16 protein-coding genes are annotated in these 15,700 nt (G+C 38.8%); 10 read left to right on the forward strand and 6 right to left on the reverse strand.

What is annotated here, in order from left to right; translation table 11 throughout:
* Nucleotides 1-249 precede the first annotated feature (249 nt).
* The 6 genes from OB69_RS05390 to OB69_RS05415 all read left to right on the forward strand — a co-directional run bounded on the left by OB69_RS05390 (nucleotide 250) and on the right by OB69_RS05415 (nucleotide 6,316).
* Nucleotides 250-1,032 (forward strand): hypothetical protein, encoded by a 783-nt coding sequence (locus tag OB69_RS05390; RefSeq protein WP_053222682.1) that lies wholly within the window; start codon nucleotides 250-252, stop codon nucleotides 1,030-1,032.
* A gap of 167 nt (nucleotides 1,033-1,199) precedes the next feature.
* On the forward strand, nucleotides 1,200-1,703 hold the full coding sequence (locus OB69_RS05395; protein WP_053222683.1) for a MepB family protein: 504 nt from the start codon (nucleotides 1,200-1,202) through the stop codon (nucleotides 1,701-1,703).
* A 120-nt stretch (nucleotides 1,704-1,823) separates the two neighbouring features.
* The gene (locus OB69_RS05400; RefSeq protein WP_053222684.1) at nucleotides 1,824-3,665 is read left to right on the forward strand and encodes a Xaa-Pro dipeptidyl-peptidase; all 1,842 of its coding nucleotides are present in this window, start codon (nucleotides 1,824-1,826) and stop codon (nucleotides 3,663-3,665) included.
* 221 nt (nucleotides 3,666-3,886) lie between these two features.
* Complete coding sequence (locus OB69_RS05405) at nucleotides 3,887-4,741, forward strand: hypothetical protein (protein ID WP_053222685.1); 855 nt, start codon at nucleotides 3,887-3,889, stop codon at nucleotides 4,739-4,741.
* Between the two features lie 402 nt (nucleotides 4,742-5,143).
* A complete protein-coding gene (locus OB69_RS05410; protein WP_245620784.1) occupies nucleotides 5,144-5,665 on the forward strand; it encodes a DinB family protein in 522 nt (173 codons plus the stop codon).
* A gap of 93 nt (nucleotides 5,666-5,758) precedes the next feature.
* Complete coding sequence (locus OB69_RS05415; RefSeq protein WP_082338082.1) at nucleotides 5,759-6,316, forward strand: GNAT family N-acetyltransferase; 558 nt, start codon at nucleotides 5,759-5,761, stop codon at nucleotides 6,314-6,316.
* An 84-nt stretch (nucleotides 6,317-6,400) separates the two neighbouring features.
* Here OB69_RS05415 and OB69_RS05420 read toward each other — a convergent pair whose 3' ends face one another.
* The 3 genes from OB69_RS05420 to tgt are packed head-to-tail and all read right to left on the reverse strand — an operon-like array spanning nucleotide 6,401 to nucleotide 9,534.
* Nucleotides 6,401-7,321 carry a DMT family transporter gene (locus tag OB69_RS05420; protein ID WP_053222687.1) on the reverse strand — a complete coding sequence of 307 codons (921 nt, stop codon included), beginning with the start codon at nucleotides 7,319-7,321 and terminating at the stop codon, nucleotides 6,401-6,403.
* Nucleotides 7,321-8,403: an LptF/LptG family permease gene (locus OB69_RS05425; RefSeq protein ID WP_053222688.1), complete on the reverse strand. Its 1,083-nt coding sequence runs from the start codon at nucleotides 8,401-8,403 to the stop codon at nucleotides 7,321-7,323. The genes OB69_RS05420 and OB69_RS05425 overlap by 1 nt, the downstream gene beginning before the upstream one ends.
* Nucleotides 8,404-9,534: a tRNA guanosine(34) transglycosylase Tgt gene (gene tgt, locus OB69_RS05430; protein ID WP_053222689.1), complete on the reverse strand. Its 1,131-nt coding sequence runs from the start codon at nucleotides 9,532-9,534 to the stop codon at nucleotides 8,404-8,406.
* Between the two features lie 73 nt (nucleotides 9,535-9,607).
* On the opposite strand from tgt, the gene OB69_RS05435 reads away from it, so the two are divergent.
* From OB69_RS05435 to rsmG, 3 genes are read left to right on the forward strand one after another with little or no spacing between them, the layout of a single operon-like run.
* Nucleotides 9,608-10,717 carry a glycosyltransferase gene (locus OB69_RS05435; protein ID WP_185096867.1) on the forward strand — a complete coding sequence of 370 codons (1,110 nt, stop codon included), beginning with the start codon at nucleotides 9,608-9,610 and terminating at the stop codon, nucleotides 10,715-10,717.
* Complete coding sequence (locus OB69_RS05440) at nucleotides 10,708-11,316, forward strand: RNA polymerase sigma factor (protein WP_053222691.1); 609 nt, start codon at nucleotides 10,708-10,710, stop codon at nucleotides 11,314-11,316. The genes OB69_RS05435 and OB69_RS05440 overlap by 10 nt, the downstream gene beginning before the upstream one ends.
* A 25-nt stretch (nucleotides 11,317-11,341) precedes the next feature.
* Entirely contained in the window at nucleotides 11,342-11,971 is a 630-nt protein-coding gene (rsmG, locus tag OB69_RS05445) for a 16S rRNA (guanine(527)-N(7))-methyltransferase RsmG (RefSeq protein WP_053222692.1), read from the forward strand.
* Here rsmG and OB69_RS05450 read toward each other — a convergent pair whose 3' ends face one another.
* Together OB69_RS05450 and OB69_RS05455 are read right to left on the reverse strand one after the other, a co-directional pair.
* Nucleotides 11,972-12,370, reverse strand: a complete 399-nt coding sequence (locus OB69_RS05450; RefSeq protein WP_053222693.1) for a hypothetical protein — start codon at nucleotides 12,368-12,370, stop codon at nucleotides 11,972-11,974. It lies immediately after the preceding gene.
* Between the two features lie 72 nt (nucleotides 12,371-12,442).
* Nucleotides 12,443-13,678, reverse strand: a complete 1,236-nt coding sequence (locus OB69_RS05455) for an ABC transporter permease (protein WP_053222694.1) — start codon at nucleotides 13,676-13,678, stop codon at nucleotides 12,443-12,445.
* 115 nt (nucleotides 13,679-13,793) lie between these two features.
* On the opposite strand from OB69_RS05455, the gene OB69_RS05460 reads away from it, so the two are divergent.
* Nucleotides 13,794-15,059, forward strand: coding sequence for a hypothetical protein (locus tag OB69_RS05460; RefSeq protein ID WP_053222695.1), 1,266 nt, complete (start codon nucleotides 13,794-13,796; stop codon nucleotides 15,057-15,059).
* Between the two features lie 23 nt (nucleotides 15,060-15,082).
* Here OB69_RS05460 and miaE read toward each other — a convergent pair whose 3' ends face one another.
* Nucleotides 15,083-15,688 carry a tRNA-(ms[2]io[6]A)-hydroxylase gene (miaE, locus tag OB69_RS05465; RefSeq protein ID WP_053222696.1) on the reverse strand — a complete coding sequence of 202 codons (606 nt, stop codon included), beginning with the start codon at nucleotides 15,686-15,688 and terminating at the stop codon, nucleotides 15,083-15,085.
* Between the last annotated feature and the right edge of the window lie 12 nt (nucleotides 15,689-15,700).

A 15,700-nucleotide genomic window follows, 5' to 3' on the forward strand; every position in this document is an offset into this window, starting at 1 on the left:
TTAAGATAACCTACCTGCTACTTATACAGTAAAAGTCCACTTTTCCGTCATTGCGCCTTCGCTGAAGCTTCAGCGCAAGATCTAACAATTTAAAGGTGCGTAGTGAACAATCTTATCTAAACGAAGCTATACCCCCAATAGCTGCCATTATTTGATGTGTAATAAGAAAGTTTTAATAAATTACATGAAAAATATACGTAACTAGTTGCGTATACAGACACGTTGGCAACAATTTGAAAAAAGAAACATATGGACAAATGCTTTGTAATACAGCCTTTTGATAACGACAAGTTCGACAAACGTTATGAAGACATTTTCAAACCTGCAATTGACAAAGCAGAATTAGACCCTTATCGAGTTGACAAAGACTTAAGCGTAAGAATACCTATTGACGAGATTGAACAAAATATTTCTGACTCTGCTTTATGCTTTGCGGAAATCACTACAGACAACCCCAATGTTTGGTACGAATTAGGTTTTGCATTTGCCAAGAAAAAGGATGTGGTTATGGTGTGTTCTGATGAACGGAAAGACAAGTTTCCTTTCGATATACAGCATAGACATGTCATTAAATATAGTACTAGTTCCAAAAGTGATTTCGAAATTTTAGAAGACACAATAACACGAAAAATAAAGGCATACAGGAGTAAAACTAAAACTGCTAAAGCAATTAGCTCAGCTCCAATTGCCGATAGAGAAGGATTAAAAAGTCATGAAATTGCGCTATTGGTTTTGGCAATAGAGAATCAAATTACAAGCGAAGATTCTATATCTGTATATCAACTAAAGCATGAAATGAACAAAGCCGGCTACACAGACGTGGCGACAAGTGTTGGAATTAGAACGCTAAAAAGTTCAGGATTTTTAGATACTTATAAAGAAAGCGATGAATGGAATAATGGACAAGAATATCTTGCTTGCAGACTCACAGAATCAGGTGAACAATGGATTTTGCAAAACCAAGATAAGCTTGAGTTCAAAATTTCTCAAGACTCGAATAACAAGACTGAAGATGGCGACTTACCATTTTAAGAACTAAAAAACTCTTGGCAATCGAGTACACGACCTCGCCAGTTATAACTGACGAGGTGCGCCTCCCGATACTTCGTTAGGGGCACACCACCAAGCATACAAGTATTCCCGAAACAAGAGCTCTGGAGAGGCTGAAATCACCAAGTCATTACCTTTATTTCAATCAAATGCTCAACCCAAGCCTCCAAATCATTACAGACAATTTCTACAAGCCACTAGGCTTGGAACTCACCAACCTTGAAGGAGAAAGGGAAAGTCAAGATTACGGAGCCTGCACATTCGAGCTTAATGGCTTACAGATTGTTAGTAGAAACGCGAAGGTCACCCCTACTAAGATTGGGCAGTTTGTTACGCTTTGGAAACGATTGAATAATGGGCCAATCCAGCCCTTTGATGCTTTAGACCAGATCGATTTTGTAGTCGTTAATGTAAGTGCTGAAAATCAACTAGGGCAGTTCGTTTTTCCTAAAAAGGTGTTGCTAGAAAAAGGGGTTTTCTCCACTGCTTCCAAAGAAGGAAAAAGGGCCCTTCGAGTTTACCCTTTATGGGATAAACCCACAAGCAAACAGGCCCTCAAAACGCAGCAATGGCAATTGGATTACTTCCTAGCGATTGGTGAGAACGGTAAAACAGATGTAGAGCGCGCTAAAGCATTGTATTTGAAAGTCTAAACTTGGCCATTTAAATGATATCACTTGTCTTATTGATGGGCTTGGGCTATCTTTCTTTTCAGATTCCTTTATACTTTTTTAGGAAATGACCCTATTACACTAATAACTAAATTACAGTTTATGAAGAAATTATCGGTACTGAATATAGCGGCTTGTTTTGCGCTGCTCTTTTTGGGCTTTTTACCCATGGCCAATGCACAAAAGGCCGTTCCTGTATTCGAAAATGGCGAAGCACAAATTGTTCCCGCCTTCAACGATCCTGAAAAATGGATTCGACATGACCTTTGGGTTGAAACAGAATTTGACACGGATGGAGACGGCAAACCAGACCGCATGCATGTAGATGTTACCCGTCCGTACCAAACCGATACAGAAGGTTTAAAACTACCCATTGTTTATGAATCGAGTCCTTATTTTGCAGGAACTGCTGCTCTGTCTGATGGAGTGTTATGGAACGTTAAACACGAATTGGGCGCTACCCCACCTGCAAGGGTAAACCCTACGGTAACGCGCAGAAGCGAACGACCAATCATTTCAAATTCTCAGATTAGAACATGGGTGCCGCGCGGCTATATCGTGGTGCACTCTTCCTCTCCGGGCACAGGCCTTTCTCAGGGCTCTCCTACCGTGGGTGGCGACAATGAATCATTAGCACCAAAAGCGGTGATCGACTGGCTAAACGGTAGAGCAAAAGGCTACACCAGCCCAGACGGAAATGAAGAAGTAAAGGCCTATTGGAGTACTGGAAAAGTAGGCATGACGGGTACTTCCTACAATGGAACCATTCCATTGGCCGCAGCCACCACAGGCGTTGGCGGTTTAGAAGCCATTATTCCTATTGCACCAAATACTTCCTACTACCATTATTATAGATCGAACGGATTGATCAGGTCTCCGGGAGGTTATTTAGGCGAAGACATTGATGTGCTTTATGATTTTATTCACAGCGGTGATGAATCGAAACGTGCTTATAATAATAAGACTGTAAGAGACACGGAAATGAAGAACGGCATGGACAGAATTACAGGCGATTACAATGACTTTTGGGCCGGCCGTGATTACTTGAATGATATGGGCCCGATGAAGGCGGCACTATTAATGTCGCATGGTTTTAACGATTGGAACGTGGTACCTGAGCATAGCTTACGTATTTATGAAGCCGCAAAGGCCAAGGGCATTCCCAGCCAAATATTTTACCACCAAGGCGGACATGGTGGCCCTCCCCCAATGAGCATGATGAACCGTTGGTTTACTCGCTATTTACATGGGATAGAAAATGGGGTAGAAAATGATGCAAAGGCTTGGGTAGTGAGAGAAGGCGATGCAATGGACAAGCCCACCGCTTATGCCGATTACCCGAATCCAGAAGCAAAACCTGTGCAGTTCTATCTATCAAAAGGCGCTCCTAAAGCAGGTGGACTTAGCACTAAGCGTTCGGCAAATCAAGGCAAAGAGACTTTGGTAGATAACTATTCTTTCTCGGGTGCTACTTTAGCGCAAGCCGAAATCACCGAACACAGATTGCTCTACGTTTCTCCAGTGCTTACTGCCCCAGTGCATATTTCTGGTACGGTGAAAGTTTCAATTAAACTAGCCAGCAGTAAGCCTGCCGCTAACCTTTCGGTTTGGTTGGTTTCTTTACCTTGGAGAGAAGGCAGAAATTCTAAAATTACCGATAACCTCATTACCCGGGGTTGGGCCGATCCTCAGAACTATAAATCATTAAGAGAAAGTGAGCCTTTGGTACCGGGCAAATTCTACGAAATGTCTTTTGATTTACAGCCAGACGATCAAATCATTGCTGCTGGACAACAGATTGGTGTAATGATTATGTCTTCCGACCGTGAGTTTACGCTTTGGCCAGCACCAGGCACCGAACTCACCGTTGATTTAGACGGCACCAGCATTTCCATTCCTATTGTAGGCGGAACAGCCGCTTTTGAAAAGGCAGTCAAAAAGTAATGAGTACTGTGTAATTGGTATTGAGTAAAAAGGATTAAAGCCCGTTTCTTATGGTAGAAGGAACGGGCTTTTTGTTGTGATAATAGAAACACTCTTTAAGAATATATACGCAATAAATTTATTTACAACTACCACTATTTGGCATTTAATAAGAAAATTTTAATAAATTACATGAAAAATATACGCAACTAGTTGCGTATACAGACACGTTAGGTGTAATTATGAAAACAGAAAAATTCGAACATACATTCGTTTGCTTTTTAGATATCTTAGGGTTCAAAGATTTGGTTGAAAATAATAAACCAAAGGAACTTGAGAAAATCTATAAAATTCTATTGCAAAAATCAGTTGATGTAACAACTAAATTTTGGATTAATGGAGAAATGAAGACAATGACAGCAGGTGCAGAACTTAACTCACTTGTAATCTCTGACAGCATAGTAATTTGGACATCTAACCCGTCACCAATAGCATTTTTAAAAATGCTCGTAAGTGTTCACGGAATTATGTTCGCAACTATGAACTCTGGAATTCCCTTAAGAGGAGCGATTAGTGCAGGTCAATTAACGGTTTTGAAGTCTGAAAATAATACAACCGTTTTTGGCAAAGGACTTATTAACGCATACAAATTAGAAAGTCAGCAAAATTGGTCTGGTTGCATAGTTGACAATGAATTAATCGAAGCTTATCGTTATATGACTTCTGATGGAAAAAAAACCAAAAAGAAATCTGATAAATCTCTGTCCATAGAAGATATATATTTTCTACTTGAATATCCTGCACCAATGAAATCTGGAACTATTGAAGAAAGATGGGTTATTGACTGGACTAAATTGATGAATATAACAGAGGAAAATGATGAGGAAGAAAAATATGAGGGAATATATATTCAAGATAAAGGAGTCATAGACTCTTTTGGATGGCATAATAAAAACACAAATGACTGGAGAATCCAAGCCATTATAAGAAACACGCTTGATTTTTGGGCATATGCGATGGACTATGACGATGCCCAAATGACCGAATTTGAAAATCCAGAAGACTTTAAAAAATTTATGAATTCAAAGAAGAAATAACTACACCTAATCGAGTAGCCCGACCTGAGCCGTTTGGCTCAGGTTGAGGCTCTCACACCACCCAGCGTACGGTTCTCGTACTGGGCGGTTCATTGAATTTGAGGTTGCGTTTTTAAGTAGTAGTCTAGCATTGATTTATTACCTTTTCGTCTTAGTCTAGACAAGGTAATAGTTGTTCTCAAAATAGGGCTTTGGGATACTGCCCAGCCTCACTCTGGTCTTAGGTCTCGCTGAGCTACCATTTAATATTTAAAAGCAGAAATGTAATTAGCCCTTCAATCTAAGTAACCAAGCGTTCTACTGAAATCTAATCGGCTTTCTATTTTTGTATTAGCGATACGTAAATACAAGCGAAATCTCCATTGTTGACAGTGAGACTTTTATTAATTTTTAAATTCACGAATGCTTATATACTTCACCGTTGCGAGGTATTACAAAAATTACGAAGTAAAGAAAATGACCCAATCCGAACTTATCATTTTAAACCTGGAAGAAATAAGGAGAAGAAGCATCAAACTTTGGAAAGGACTTCCTGAAAATTATTACAGCTGGAAACCAGATGAAAAAGCTATGACTGCTATAGAAATGGTGAGGCATGTTTTAGAAGCCGATTATGGATGGAATATTATTATCAATAATGGGAGCATGACAAATTATAAAACGCCTTGGGAAAATCGACCGTTTATAAGCGTTGCCAACGAACTTGAATTTGCCAAACCTTATAGAAAAGCCTTTTTAGAAAGTGTCCATCAGTTTTCGGATACAGAATTAAGCCAAACTGAAATCATTCACCCCGGAAATGGAGAGAAGAAAAATCTTGGAAAATATTTGTTGCGAATCGGGTATCACGAATCTGTTCATGCAGGACAATTCCTCTCCTATTTAAGAGCAATGAATATTAATCGGCCAAAAATATGGGACTGACAATGACGCAATTCAATGTTTATAGTTAATACTACTAATAAAGCCTTTACCGTAAACTAACATAGAAAAATTGGGCTTAAATAAATTATTCTAATGCGTAGTACTCCCCTATTTTCAATAAGAAAAAGTAATACACTCAACAAAGATAATATGAATTGCTCATCAGGTAGGCTAAGGTTTAGAGAACTAAAGATGGACGATGCTAAACGTTTATATGAAGTTTATTCTGACAAAGAAGCAATGAAATTTAGAGGCAGTAAACCAATGGAAACTTTAGAGGATGCAAAAGAATTCATAAGAAATCAAAGACTTATCAATCAAGAACTTGTTACGGTTAGGCAAGGTGTTGAATCATTAAAAGAAGCCGAATTAATTGGGAGTATCATGTACAGATTCAATCGCGTTAAAAAAAATGAATGTGAAATAGGTTATTCAATTGGTCGAAAGTTTTGGGGACAGGGGTTTGGGAATGAAATTGTAAAACTCATGGTTGAAACACTTAAAAAAAATACCGAAATAGAAAATGTAATTGCATGGAGTAATAAAGCCAATATCCCATCAATTAAAATTTTAGAGAAGAATGGATTTACCTTTATTGAACAAGAAGGTCAACCATCAGACAACTATTTATATCAGAAAAGAAATAACTAATTAGTAGTTTGTAATGAAGTGGTAATGAAAATACACCATCTCCAGCATTTCTCGAGAATTACCTAAACTCTATAACACAGAAAACTAACCCAGCCCCAACTTTTTCTTACGCTCTAAGGCTTTGCGTTGGCTGCGTCTAATCACCGGATAACTCAAAACAGCGGCCAAAATAATGAGGGTTCCGTAATAAAAACCTGCGCTCATTTCTTCATTTTCTCCATAAATAATAACAGCCAAAATGATTCCGTACACTGGTTCTAAATTGATAGTAAGGTTAACTACATAGGCTGTAATACGCTTCATTAATTCTACTGAAGCAGAAAACGCATATACCGTACAAACTACAGAAAGAATTAGTAGCAGTCCCCAATCTCTGGTTGTGGGTAAGGCATAAGTGGCGGTTTCAGCCAAAAAGAAATATTTATAGAATGGAATAAAAATGGCTATACCAATGGCTGCGGCAGCCATCTCGTAAAAGGTGATGGTGTATTGAGATAGCTTATGAGTCATTTTACCATTCAATACTGAAAAAAGGGCAGCCATAAATGCCGAAGCCATCGCCAAGCCTAAGCCCAAAGCATTATTGAATTCAAAACGAAAAATGACGTAAAGCCCACTAATAACAACCAAGCCTAGAATTACCTCAAACAACCTGATCTTCCTTTTATTGAAAAGTGGTTCAATAAGGCTCGTCCAAAAGGTGGTGGTGGCCATTCCTGCCAAAGAAACCGAAACGTTCGAAACCCTGGCCGATTCAAAAAATAAGAACCAATGAATGGCAATGATAAATCCCGTAAGTACGAGTGGCATCATATCCGCTCGGCTCACCTGAAATGTTTTTGACTTCAAATACATGAAACCCGCCAACACTATACTGGCCAAGGCGGTACGGTACATCACCACATCTGTAGCCGGAATGGTCATTTCATTACCCAGAATTGCGGTGAAACCCCATAGAAAAACGATAAAATGGAGTTTGAGAAAATCCTTAGGAGAGGCTTCCATTACTTAGGAACAAAGCGATAGATAGAGAAACCAAGCATAGCAAAAATAATATTGGGCATCCAAACTGCAAGCAGCGCATCCATTGAGCCTGCCTCAGCAATGCTCTTTGTAGCGATAAACAAAAGTATGTAAATAAAAGCCAAAAGAAAGCCTAAAGCAATCTGAAAACCTACCCCCCCCCTTGTCTTTTTTGACGACAAAATCACACCAATAAAAGTCAAAATTATGGCCGTAAATGGAGACATAAACCGAATCAATTTTTCGATATGATAAATAGGTATGTTGTCAGCTCCTTTTAGCTTCAGGTCGTCTATATAGCTATATAGCTCTGGAATCGTAAGCGTTTCTTGCAGTCCGGTTTGACTAGAAAAATCATCGGGACTCATGTTGATTTTAATTAAAGTATCGTTTACACTCTGATACTGGAATTCTTCATCTAGCTCGTTAAACTCTCTCAAATTCCACTTTCTTAAAATCCATGAGGTAGAAGTTGAATCCCAAAAAATTTCGTCTGCCGAAATTTTATAAAGCATCTCTTTATCAACAATTTCTTCAAGGGTGAAATCTCTACCAGAATTTCGGTAACTATTATAGCTGCGCAAATAAACATAAGTGGTAGGACTCACTTTAAAGTGAACGTCCTCACCTGTATATTGATAGGGCTTATCGGCAAAGAATTGTTGTTCAAATTTAACCCTGAATTTATTGGCTTCTGGAATAATCCAACCGGTGAAAACAAAACTGATAACGGCTATAATTACCGCCCCAGTTAAGAATGGCTTCAACATTCTGGGGTAACTTACCCCACTAGCAAGAATGGCTACAATTTCAGTATGACTGGCCATTTTTGAAGTGACAAATACTGCTGCTATAAATACTGTAATGGGCGTAATTAAATTGGCAATATAGGGGGCGAAATAGAGGAAGTACTTAATAATCAACCAAGTACCTACTTCATTTTTAATGAAGCTCTCATTCCTTTCTGAAAACGTAAGAATGAGCACGATGGCTACTAAAATGCCTACTACGAAAAGGAAAGTTGTGAGGAACTTTGTTAATATGTACTTGTCCAGTATTTTCATTTAGAGGCGTTGTGTCACTTTTTTGACCATTCGGTTTTTCCAATCAACAAACGTGCCTGCTAATATCTGTTTTCGTGCTTCTTTAACCAACCATAAATAAAAAGTTAGGTTATGAATACTGGCAATTTGCGCCCCTAAAATTTCTTTGCTGGTAATCAAATGCCTTAAATAAGCTTTTGAGTAAAAGGTACTGTTATAGCCTCCCAAATTCGGGTCAATTGGGCTATGATCGTTTTTCCACTTTTCGTTGCGCATGTTTAAAATACCTTCACTAGTAAAGAGCATTCCGTTACGGGCATTTCTAGTTGGCATAACACAATCAAACATATCTACTCCTAAGGCAATTCCTTCCAAAATATTTTCGGGTGTTCCCACTCCCATTAAATAACGTGGTTTGTCTTTAGGTAGAATATCACAGACGATCTCGGTATGCTCATACATCATTTCTGCTGGTTCCCCCACAGACAATCCTCCGATGGCATTCCCTTCACGCTCATACGATGCAATCGTTTCTGCCGACTTTACTCTTAAATCTTTGTAAGTACTCCCCTGTACTATCGGAAAAAGCGTTTGGCTATAACCGTACTTTCCTTCAGTGGCATCAAACCTATCGCAGCAGCGCTTGAGCCAACGGTGTGTCATTTCCATAGACTTGCGGGCGTATTCGTAATCGCAAGGGTATGGCGTGCATTCGTCAAAAGCCATCATGATATCGGCTCCAATGGTGCGCTGAATATCCATTACTCCCTCTGGGCTGAAGATATGTTTGGAGCCATCAATATGAGATTTAAAGGTTACCCCTTCTTCCTTTATTTTTCTGGTACCCGAAAGTGAATACACCTGATAGCCACCGCTATCGGTCAAAATCGGTTTGTCCCAGCCATTGAATTTGTGTAAACCACCAGCAGCCTCAATTACCTCTAAGCCTGGTCTTAAATACAAATGATAAGTATTTCCTAAAATGATTTGTGCCTGAACATCATCTTTCAATTCGCGCTGATGAACCGCTTTAACCGACCCTGCTGTGCCTACAGGCATGAAAATAGGTGTTTCAATTACACCATGGTCTGTGGTTATCTCCCCCGCTCGGGCCTTAGATTGTTTGTCTACTCCAGCTAAATTAAACTTCATTCCTCATTTTTGATCGCACAAAAATAGCAGGAATCATTTATTCTTATTTCATTCATGCATCATTTCATTTTCTGTGAGTTTAGAAATTATCTTTTGTTTCGTATTTATTCTGGTTGCAGCCGTTCAACTGTACTACCACTGGGCGTATTTCTGTCTGTTGCCCAACTGTGTGATTTCAGACAAGAAAAACACAACACCATCGCCCGTTTCCATAGTCGTTGCTGCCAGAAATGAAGCAAAACTTCTACCTACATTGATTATTAAGCTACTGGATCAAGACCACCCTAATTTTGAGTTGATTATAGTCAACGACAGGTCTGAAGATGAATCAGCATCTATTTTGAATGAACTAGAAGCTAAACATAAGAAACTTAAAGTCATTCACGTTTCGGAACTACCTCAAGGCTGGAACGGTAAAAAACACGCCTTGCAATTAGGCATTGAAGCGGCTCAGCACGAAATCATATTACTCACCGATGCCGATTGTCTTCCTAATTCAAATCAATGGATCAGCAAAATGGCTGGCAGTTTTAAAGAGAATACAGACTTTGTATTAGGCTTCTCTCCCTACGAAAATAAAGAGGGATTTCTGAATCAAATAATACAGTTTGAAACCTTACTTACGGCCATACAATACCTTTCATTTGCAATTAAAAGACAGCCATATATGGGGGTTGGAAGGAACTTGGCTTATCGTAAGTCGGTCTTTTTAAAGCATTCATTCCAAGGTTATGAGTCTAAAACTGGAGGCGATGATGACTTATTTGTGAATGCACATGCTACTGCTGCAAATACTGAAATCTGTATTCACCCAGACGCTCATGTCACCTCTATTCCAAAGTCTACTTGGCGTGATTATTTCAGACAAAAAGTGAGGCATTTGTCGGTTGGCAAAAACTATCGTAAAAAAGATCAAACGAGACTAGGCCTTTTTGCGTTAAGCTCGCTGACAGGATGGATAATGCTATTTTGGGCAATTTTAGCAAGCTTCAATATTGTACTCATTTTGATGATTTTCGGTATCAAGAGCTTGTCATTTTATGTTATCTTTACCCGTTCAGGTCGCAAGCTGAAAATGAACATGGCCTACTGGGCACTTCCATTCCTCGATCTGTGTTTAAATTTGTATTACCCAATGGTGGGATTAGTGGCGCTAATAGCAAAAAAGGTTAAATGGAGTTAGGTAAGCAGTTTTCTGAAAAGGCACTCAAAGATTTTAAGTTAATAGACCTGGCAGTTGAAAATCATGATCAACAAGCGTTTGCGGAGTTATTACAACGTTACCGTAAACCTGTATACCACATGATTTTGAAAATGATTCGGAACGTTGATGATGCAGAAGACCTTACAATTGAGGCTTTTGCAAAAGCTTTTAAGAACCTTCATAAATTCAAAAAGGATTTCACCTTTAGTACTTGGCTTTTTAGAATTGCCACAAACAATACCATAGACTTTATCCGTAAAAAAAGGCTCGACACCATGAGTTTGAACACAAGCTTTAGTGATGACAATGGTGAGTCAGTCAATATTGATGTTCAAGACAAAAACCTGAACCCACAAGAAGAAGCCATTAAAGCGCAAAAGATTGAATTGGTTCAGCTCTTTGTTACGAAGCTTCCTGCCAAATATCAGCGATTGGTAAAGCTGCGTTACTTTGATGAGCTCAGCTATGACGAAATTGCGAAAGAATTAAATGCGCCTTTAGGCACAGTTAAAGCACAATTGCACAGGGCACGTGAATTAATGTACGACCTTGTAAAGGGTAAAAAGGAACACATCTAATTCTTTTTTGTTAATTCGCACTCAAATGGAATTAATCAAAAAGCATTTCCCCTTATTAACAGAGAAGCAAATTGCTCAATTTGCCCAATTAAAACCTTTATATACCGAATGGAATGAAAAGGTAAATGTGGTATCTAGAAAAGACATTGAAAACCTTTACGAGCGCCATGTATTGCATTCTTTAGGCATTGCTAAGGTTTTTAAGTTTCCTGAGAATACCGATATTCTAGATGTAGGTACGGGAGGTGGTTTTCCTGGAATTCCATTGGCAATAATGTTTCCTGAGTCTAATTTTCATTTGGTAGACTCCATAGGAAAGAAAATAGTAGTGGTGAAAAATATTAGCGAAGCACTAGGCCTTAAAAATGTAATTGCTGAACAAGTTCGTGCCGAAGCCATTAAGCATAGAAAGTATGACTTTGTGGTAAGTCGTGCGGTAGCCCAACTTAAAGAATTTTATCCGTGGGTAAAACATAAGTTTAAACCCACTTCAGAAGTAGCTTATAAAAGTGGCTTGCTTTATTTAAAAGGTGGCGATTTAACTGCCGAAATCAAAGAGTCTAAACTGGTGAAAGTGCGTGTTCACAATCTCGAGAAATTCTTTGAACCAGAATTCTTCGAAACCAAAAAAGTGGTTTTCGTTCCCCGACAGTAACTAGTTTGTTCTTCTTTCAAAATCATCCTCTTCACGGGGTTTCGCAGTATAAATTAAGATACTGTATATACCTATTAATGTACCAACTGGGAAACTTATAATGCCGATAATTCCATATACCAAAGCTGGCATCATTGCCCACCTACGTCCATTTACCAAACCAAAGCCAATTACGATTTTAGGAATGAGGAAAAGGATAGCAATTGCCCATAATATGGAATCTATAAAATCAAAAATCCATAGCGCTTCTGGAGGCATAGGATCGTTATCCATAGCAGCCAAATTGAGTACAAAATCCATGAAGAAATCATAGAAAACTAAACCCAGTAACCCTAGAGCACTGAAAGCAATAAAAAGTATACCTAAGATTTTCTTGTGCGAAGATTCGTTAAAATTCATAGTTTCTAAATTTACTTCAATATAAAAAAAGCCCCGATAAATCGAGGCTCTTTCGTCAGCAGCATATACCGCTTATTCAAATCTTAAAGCTTCAATCGGGTCGAGCTTAGATGCTTTATTCGCTGGAATAACTCCAGAGGCCAAGCCTACAAACACACAAACAATTAAGCCCACAATAATCCATAACCAAGGAATAACAAAGGCACCACCAAGGGCTGTGGCCAAAATATTCCCTATTCCTATTCCCATTAAAGCCCCAGCAATACCTCCCATCTGACAAATTACAATGGCTTCAATTAAAAACTGTTGACGGATTCTATTTGGAGTTGCTCCTAAGGCTTTTCTAATCCCAATTTCTCTAGTTCTTTCTGTTACAGACACCATCATAATATTCATTAAACCTACGGCCGCGCCTAAAAGCGTAACAGCTCCAACTACTAAACCGCCAATTCGTAAACCGTTGGTCATATCGTCTAAGGCCTCCGTAGCAGAATCTGACCTAACTACTTCGAAAGAACTTTCTTCACCTAATTTGTTTCCTCTGATTTTACGCATGTAGCCTGTGGCTTCGCCCATAGCGTAGTCTATTTGCTCTGGCTCATTAATCATTACGGTGATGTTATAACGCATTCTACCGCTTCTATCTAGTCTTTTAGCATTTAAAAGCGGGATGATGATATTCCTATCTTCCTCAGTATCACCTCCAAAGCCCCCTTTTTCTTCCAAAACACCAATAACACGATAATTATTACCGTAGAATTTCACTGTCTTATTTAAGGGATCTTCGTTTTTATCGAAGAGTGCTTTAACTACTTCAGTACCCAGAATACAAACATAATTTCCGAATTCGATTTCTAATGCCGAGAAATTTCTACCCCGCTCAATCTTAACATCCTTAATCGAAAAGTAATTTTCATCTCCGCCAGTGATACTCGTATTTGGGTTAGTCTTTTTATCCTCATATTTGATTTCAGCCGAACCAGAGGCCCTTGTGTAAATTGTTACGGTTGATGGAAAATTGAAGTCTTCTTTGAAGCGAACCGCTTCATCGTATTTAATTGGTGTATAAGATTTCTCCCTAACCCCATTCATATTTCTTCTACCAGAAGTACGACTTTCCACATCGAAACTGTTTGCTCCTAAGCCCGACATACTGGCTTCTATTTCACTTTGAATACCGTCTACTGCGGTAAGCATTCCTACCAAAGAGGTAATACCAATAGCGATAATTAAACCTGTTAAAATAGTTCTTAGGGTATTCGATTTAATCGACTTTATTCCTTCCCTGACGTTTTCTCTGAAATTCATTGAGATAAAATGAGTTTTTGATCGTTACGAATTTAATCAACCATTGGTCACATATTGCCAACAAATTTATAAATTCAACGATCGTTCTGTTAAACGGTTCATAATCCAGTTCACAATGAGAAGACTTTCGATTTTATTGATTTTGGCAATGTTTAGCCTTTCCAGCTACGCCTCCAAAATTTTGATCCCAATGGATCTTTCACAATCAAATCACCTAAAAGCTTACGGCATTGCTTACTGGGTTCTCAGTAAAGACGCATCAATCGACTGGATGTTAAATTTTAGAGGCGGAAGTTTTTTATTACCCTCTTCTGCGGCAATAGAAAAGGAATTGGTAATTCGCGGAGTGAGCTACGAGGTGATATCTGACGCCACAGCTGCGCAATACGAAAATCAGATTGCCTCTCCTTCATCTAACATGGACATGATGAAATTAGAGAAGGTGCCAAAAATTGCAGTGTACTCGCCTAAAACAAAAATGCCGTGGGATGATGCCGTAACCTTGGCCTTGACCTATGCGGAAATTCCATACGATATTATTTATGATGATGAGTTAATGGCCGATGAACTTCCGAAATATGATTGGCTGCATTTACACCATGAAGATTTTACAGGCCAGTATGGTAAGTTTTATGCCACTTACTCTCCTTACAGTTGGTACCAACAGCAACAAAAAGACTATGAAGCTTCTGCCAGAAAACATGATTTCGCAAAAGTATCGCAACTAAAATTGGCCATTGCTCAAAAGATAAGAACTTTTGTGGCAGGCGGAGGCTTTCTCTTTGCCATGTGTTCTGCCACCGATTCTTTCGATATTGCGCTAGCTGCCAATGGTCTCGACTTTATTGAAGCCATGTATGATGGAGACCCTGCCAACCCAGCTGCCGAATCTCAGTTCGACTTCTCTCAAACTTTGGCTTTTGAAAATTTCAAACTAAAAAAAGATCCTCTCGAATACGAGTTCTCTGATATTGATAATACCGATGCAAGACGTTCAAGATCATTAAATGAAGGCAACGATTTCTTCAAACTTTTTGAATTTTCTGCCAAATGGGATCCGATTCCAACCATGTTGACCCAAAACCATACGCGTTTAATTAAGGGTTTTTATGGCCAAACCACAGCATTTAAAACAAGAGTAATCAAGCCCGATGTGGTGACCATGGGCCAAAACGATGCGGCCGAAGAAGCAAAATATGTTCATGGAGTTTTCGGAAATGGCTTCTGGACTTTTTATGGCGGCCACGACCCAGAGGATTATCAGCACAGAGTAGGCGAAGAACCAACCGATTTAAATCTCTATCCTAATTCTCCTGGTTACCGATTAATTCTGAACAACATTCTATTTCCAGCGGCTAAAAAGAAGAAAAGGAAGACTTAAATGAAGCAGTAAAAGGTGCATTCTCAATGCATTCTATCTCCTCTAACTTCAAGAGACTTTAAAATATTTGCTTCCTCGATTAAGAATTCTTTCCAGCGGCTAAGTACATATTCTTCTGGCATGTAAATTTTAGCCAAACTTATGAAGTTCTTATAATGACCTGCTTCTGAGACCATAAGTTCATAATAGAAGTTTTTAAGCTCCTGATCTTGAATATTTTGAGAGAGAATCTTAAACCGTTCACAACTCCTTGCTTCGATTAAAGCATTCATCAATAGTCTTTCTACTAATTGCTGATCTCGGCTACCTCCTTTTTTAACTACTTTCTGAAGTTGAATGACATATTCATCTTTTCTAGCTTGACCAAATGACATTCCTCTTTTCTTAAGTTGCTCTAAAACCCTTTCAAAATGATTCCATTCTTCCGCCACAACAGGCGTTATCATTTCAACCATTTCTGTTTTTTCTGGGAACAAAACAATCAACGAAATGCACGAAGAAGCTGCTTTCTGCTCACAATAGGCATGATCTACCAGAATATCCTCTATGTTCATCTGGGCAATATTTACCCAACGAGGATCAGTTGGTAATTGTAATCCTAAAAGGTGGTTGCTCAGTTCTTCATTCATTCTACAAAGTTA

The organism is Roseivirga seohaensis subsp. aquiponti, from assembly GCF_001267955.1.
In the GTDB taxonomy this organism is placed as follows: domain Bacteria; phylum Bacteroidota; class Bacteroidia; order Cytophagales; family Cyclobacteriaceae; genus Roseivirga; species Roseivirga seohaensis.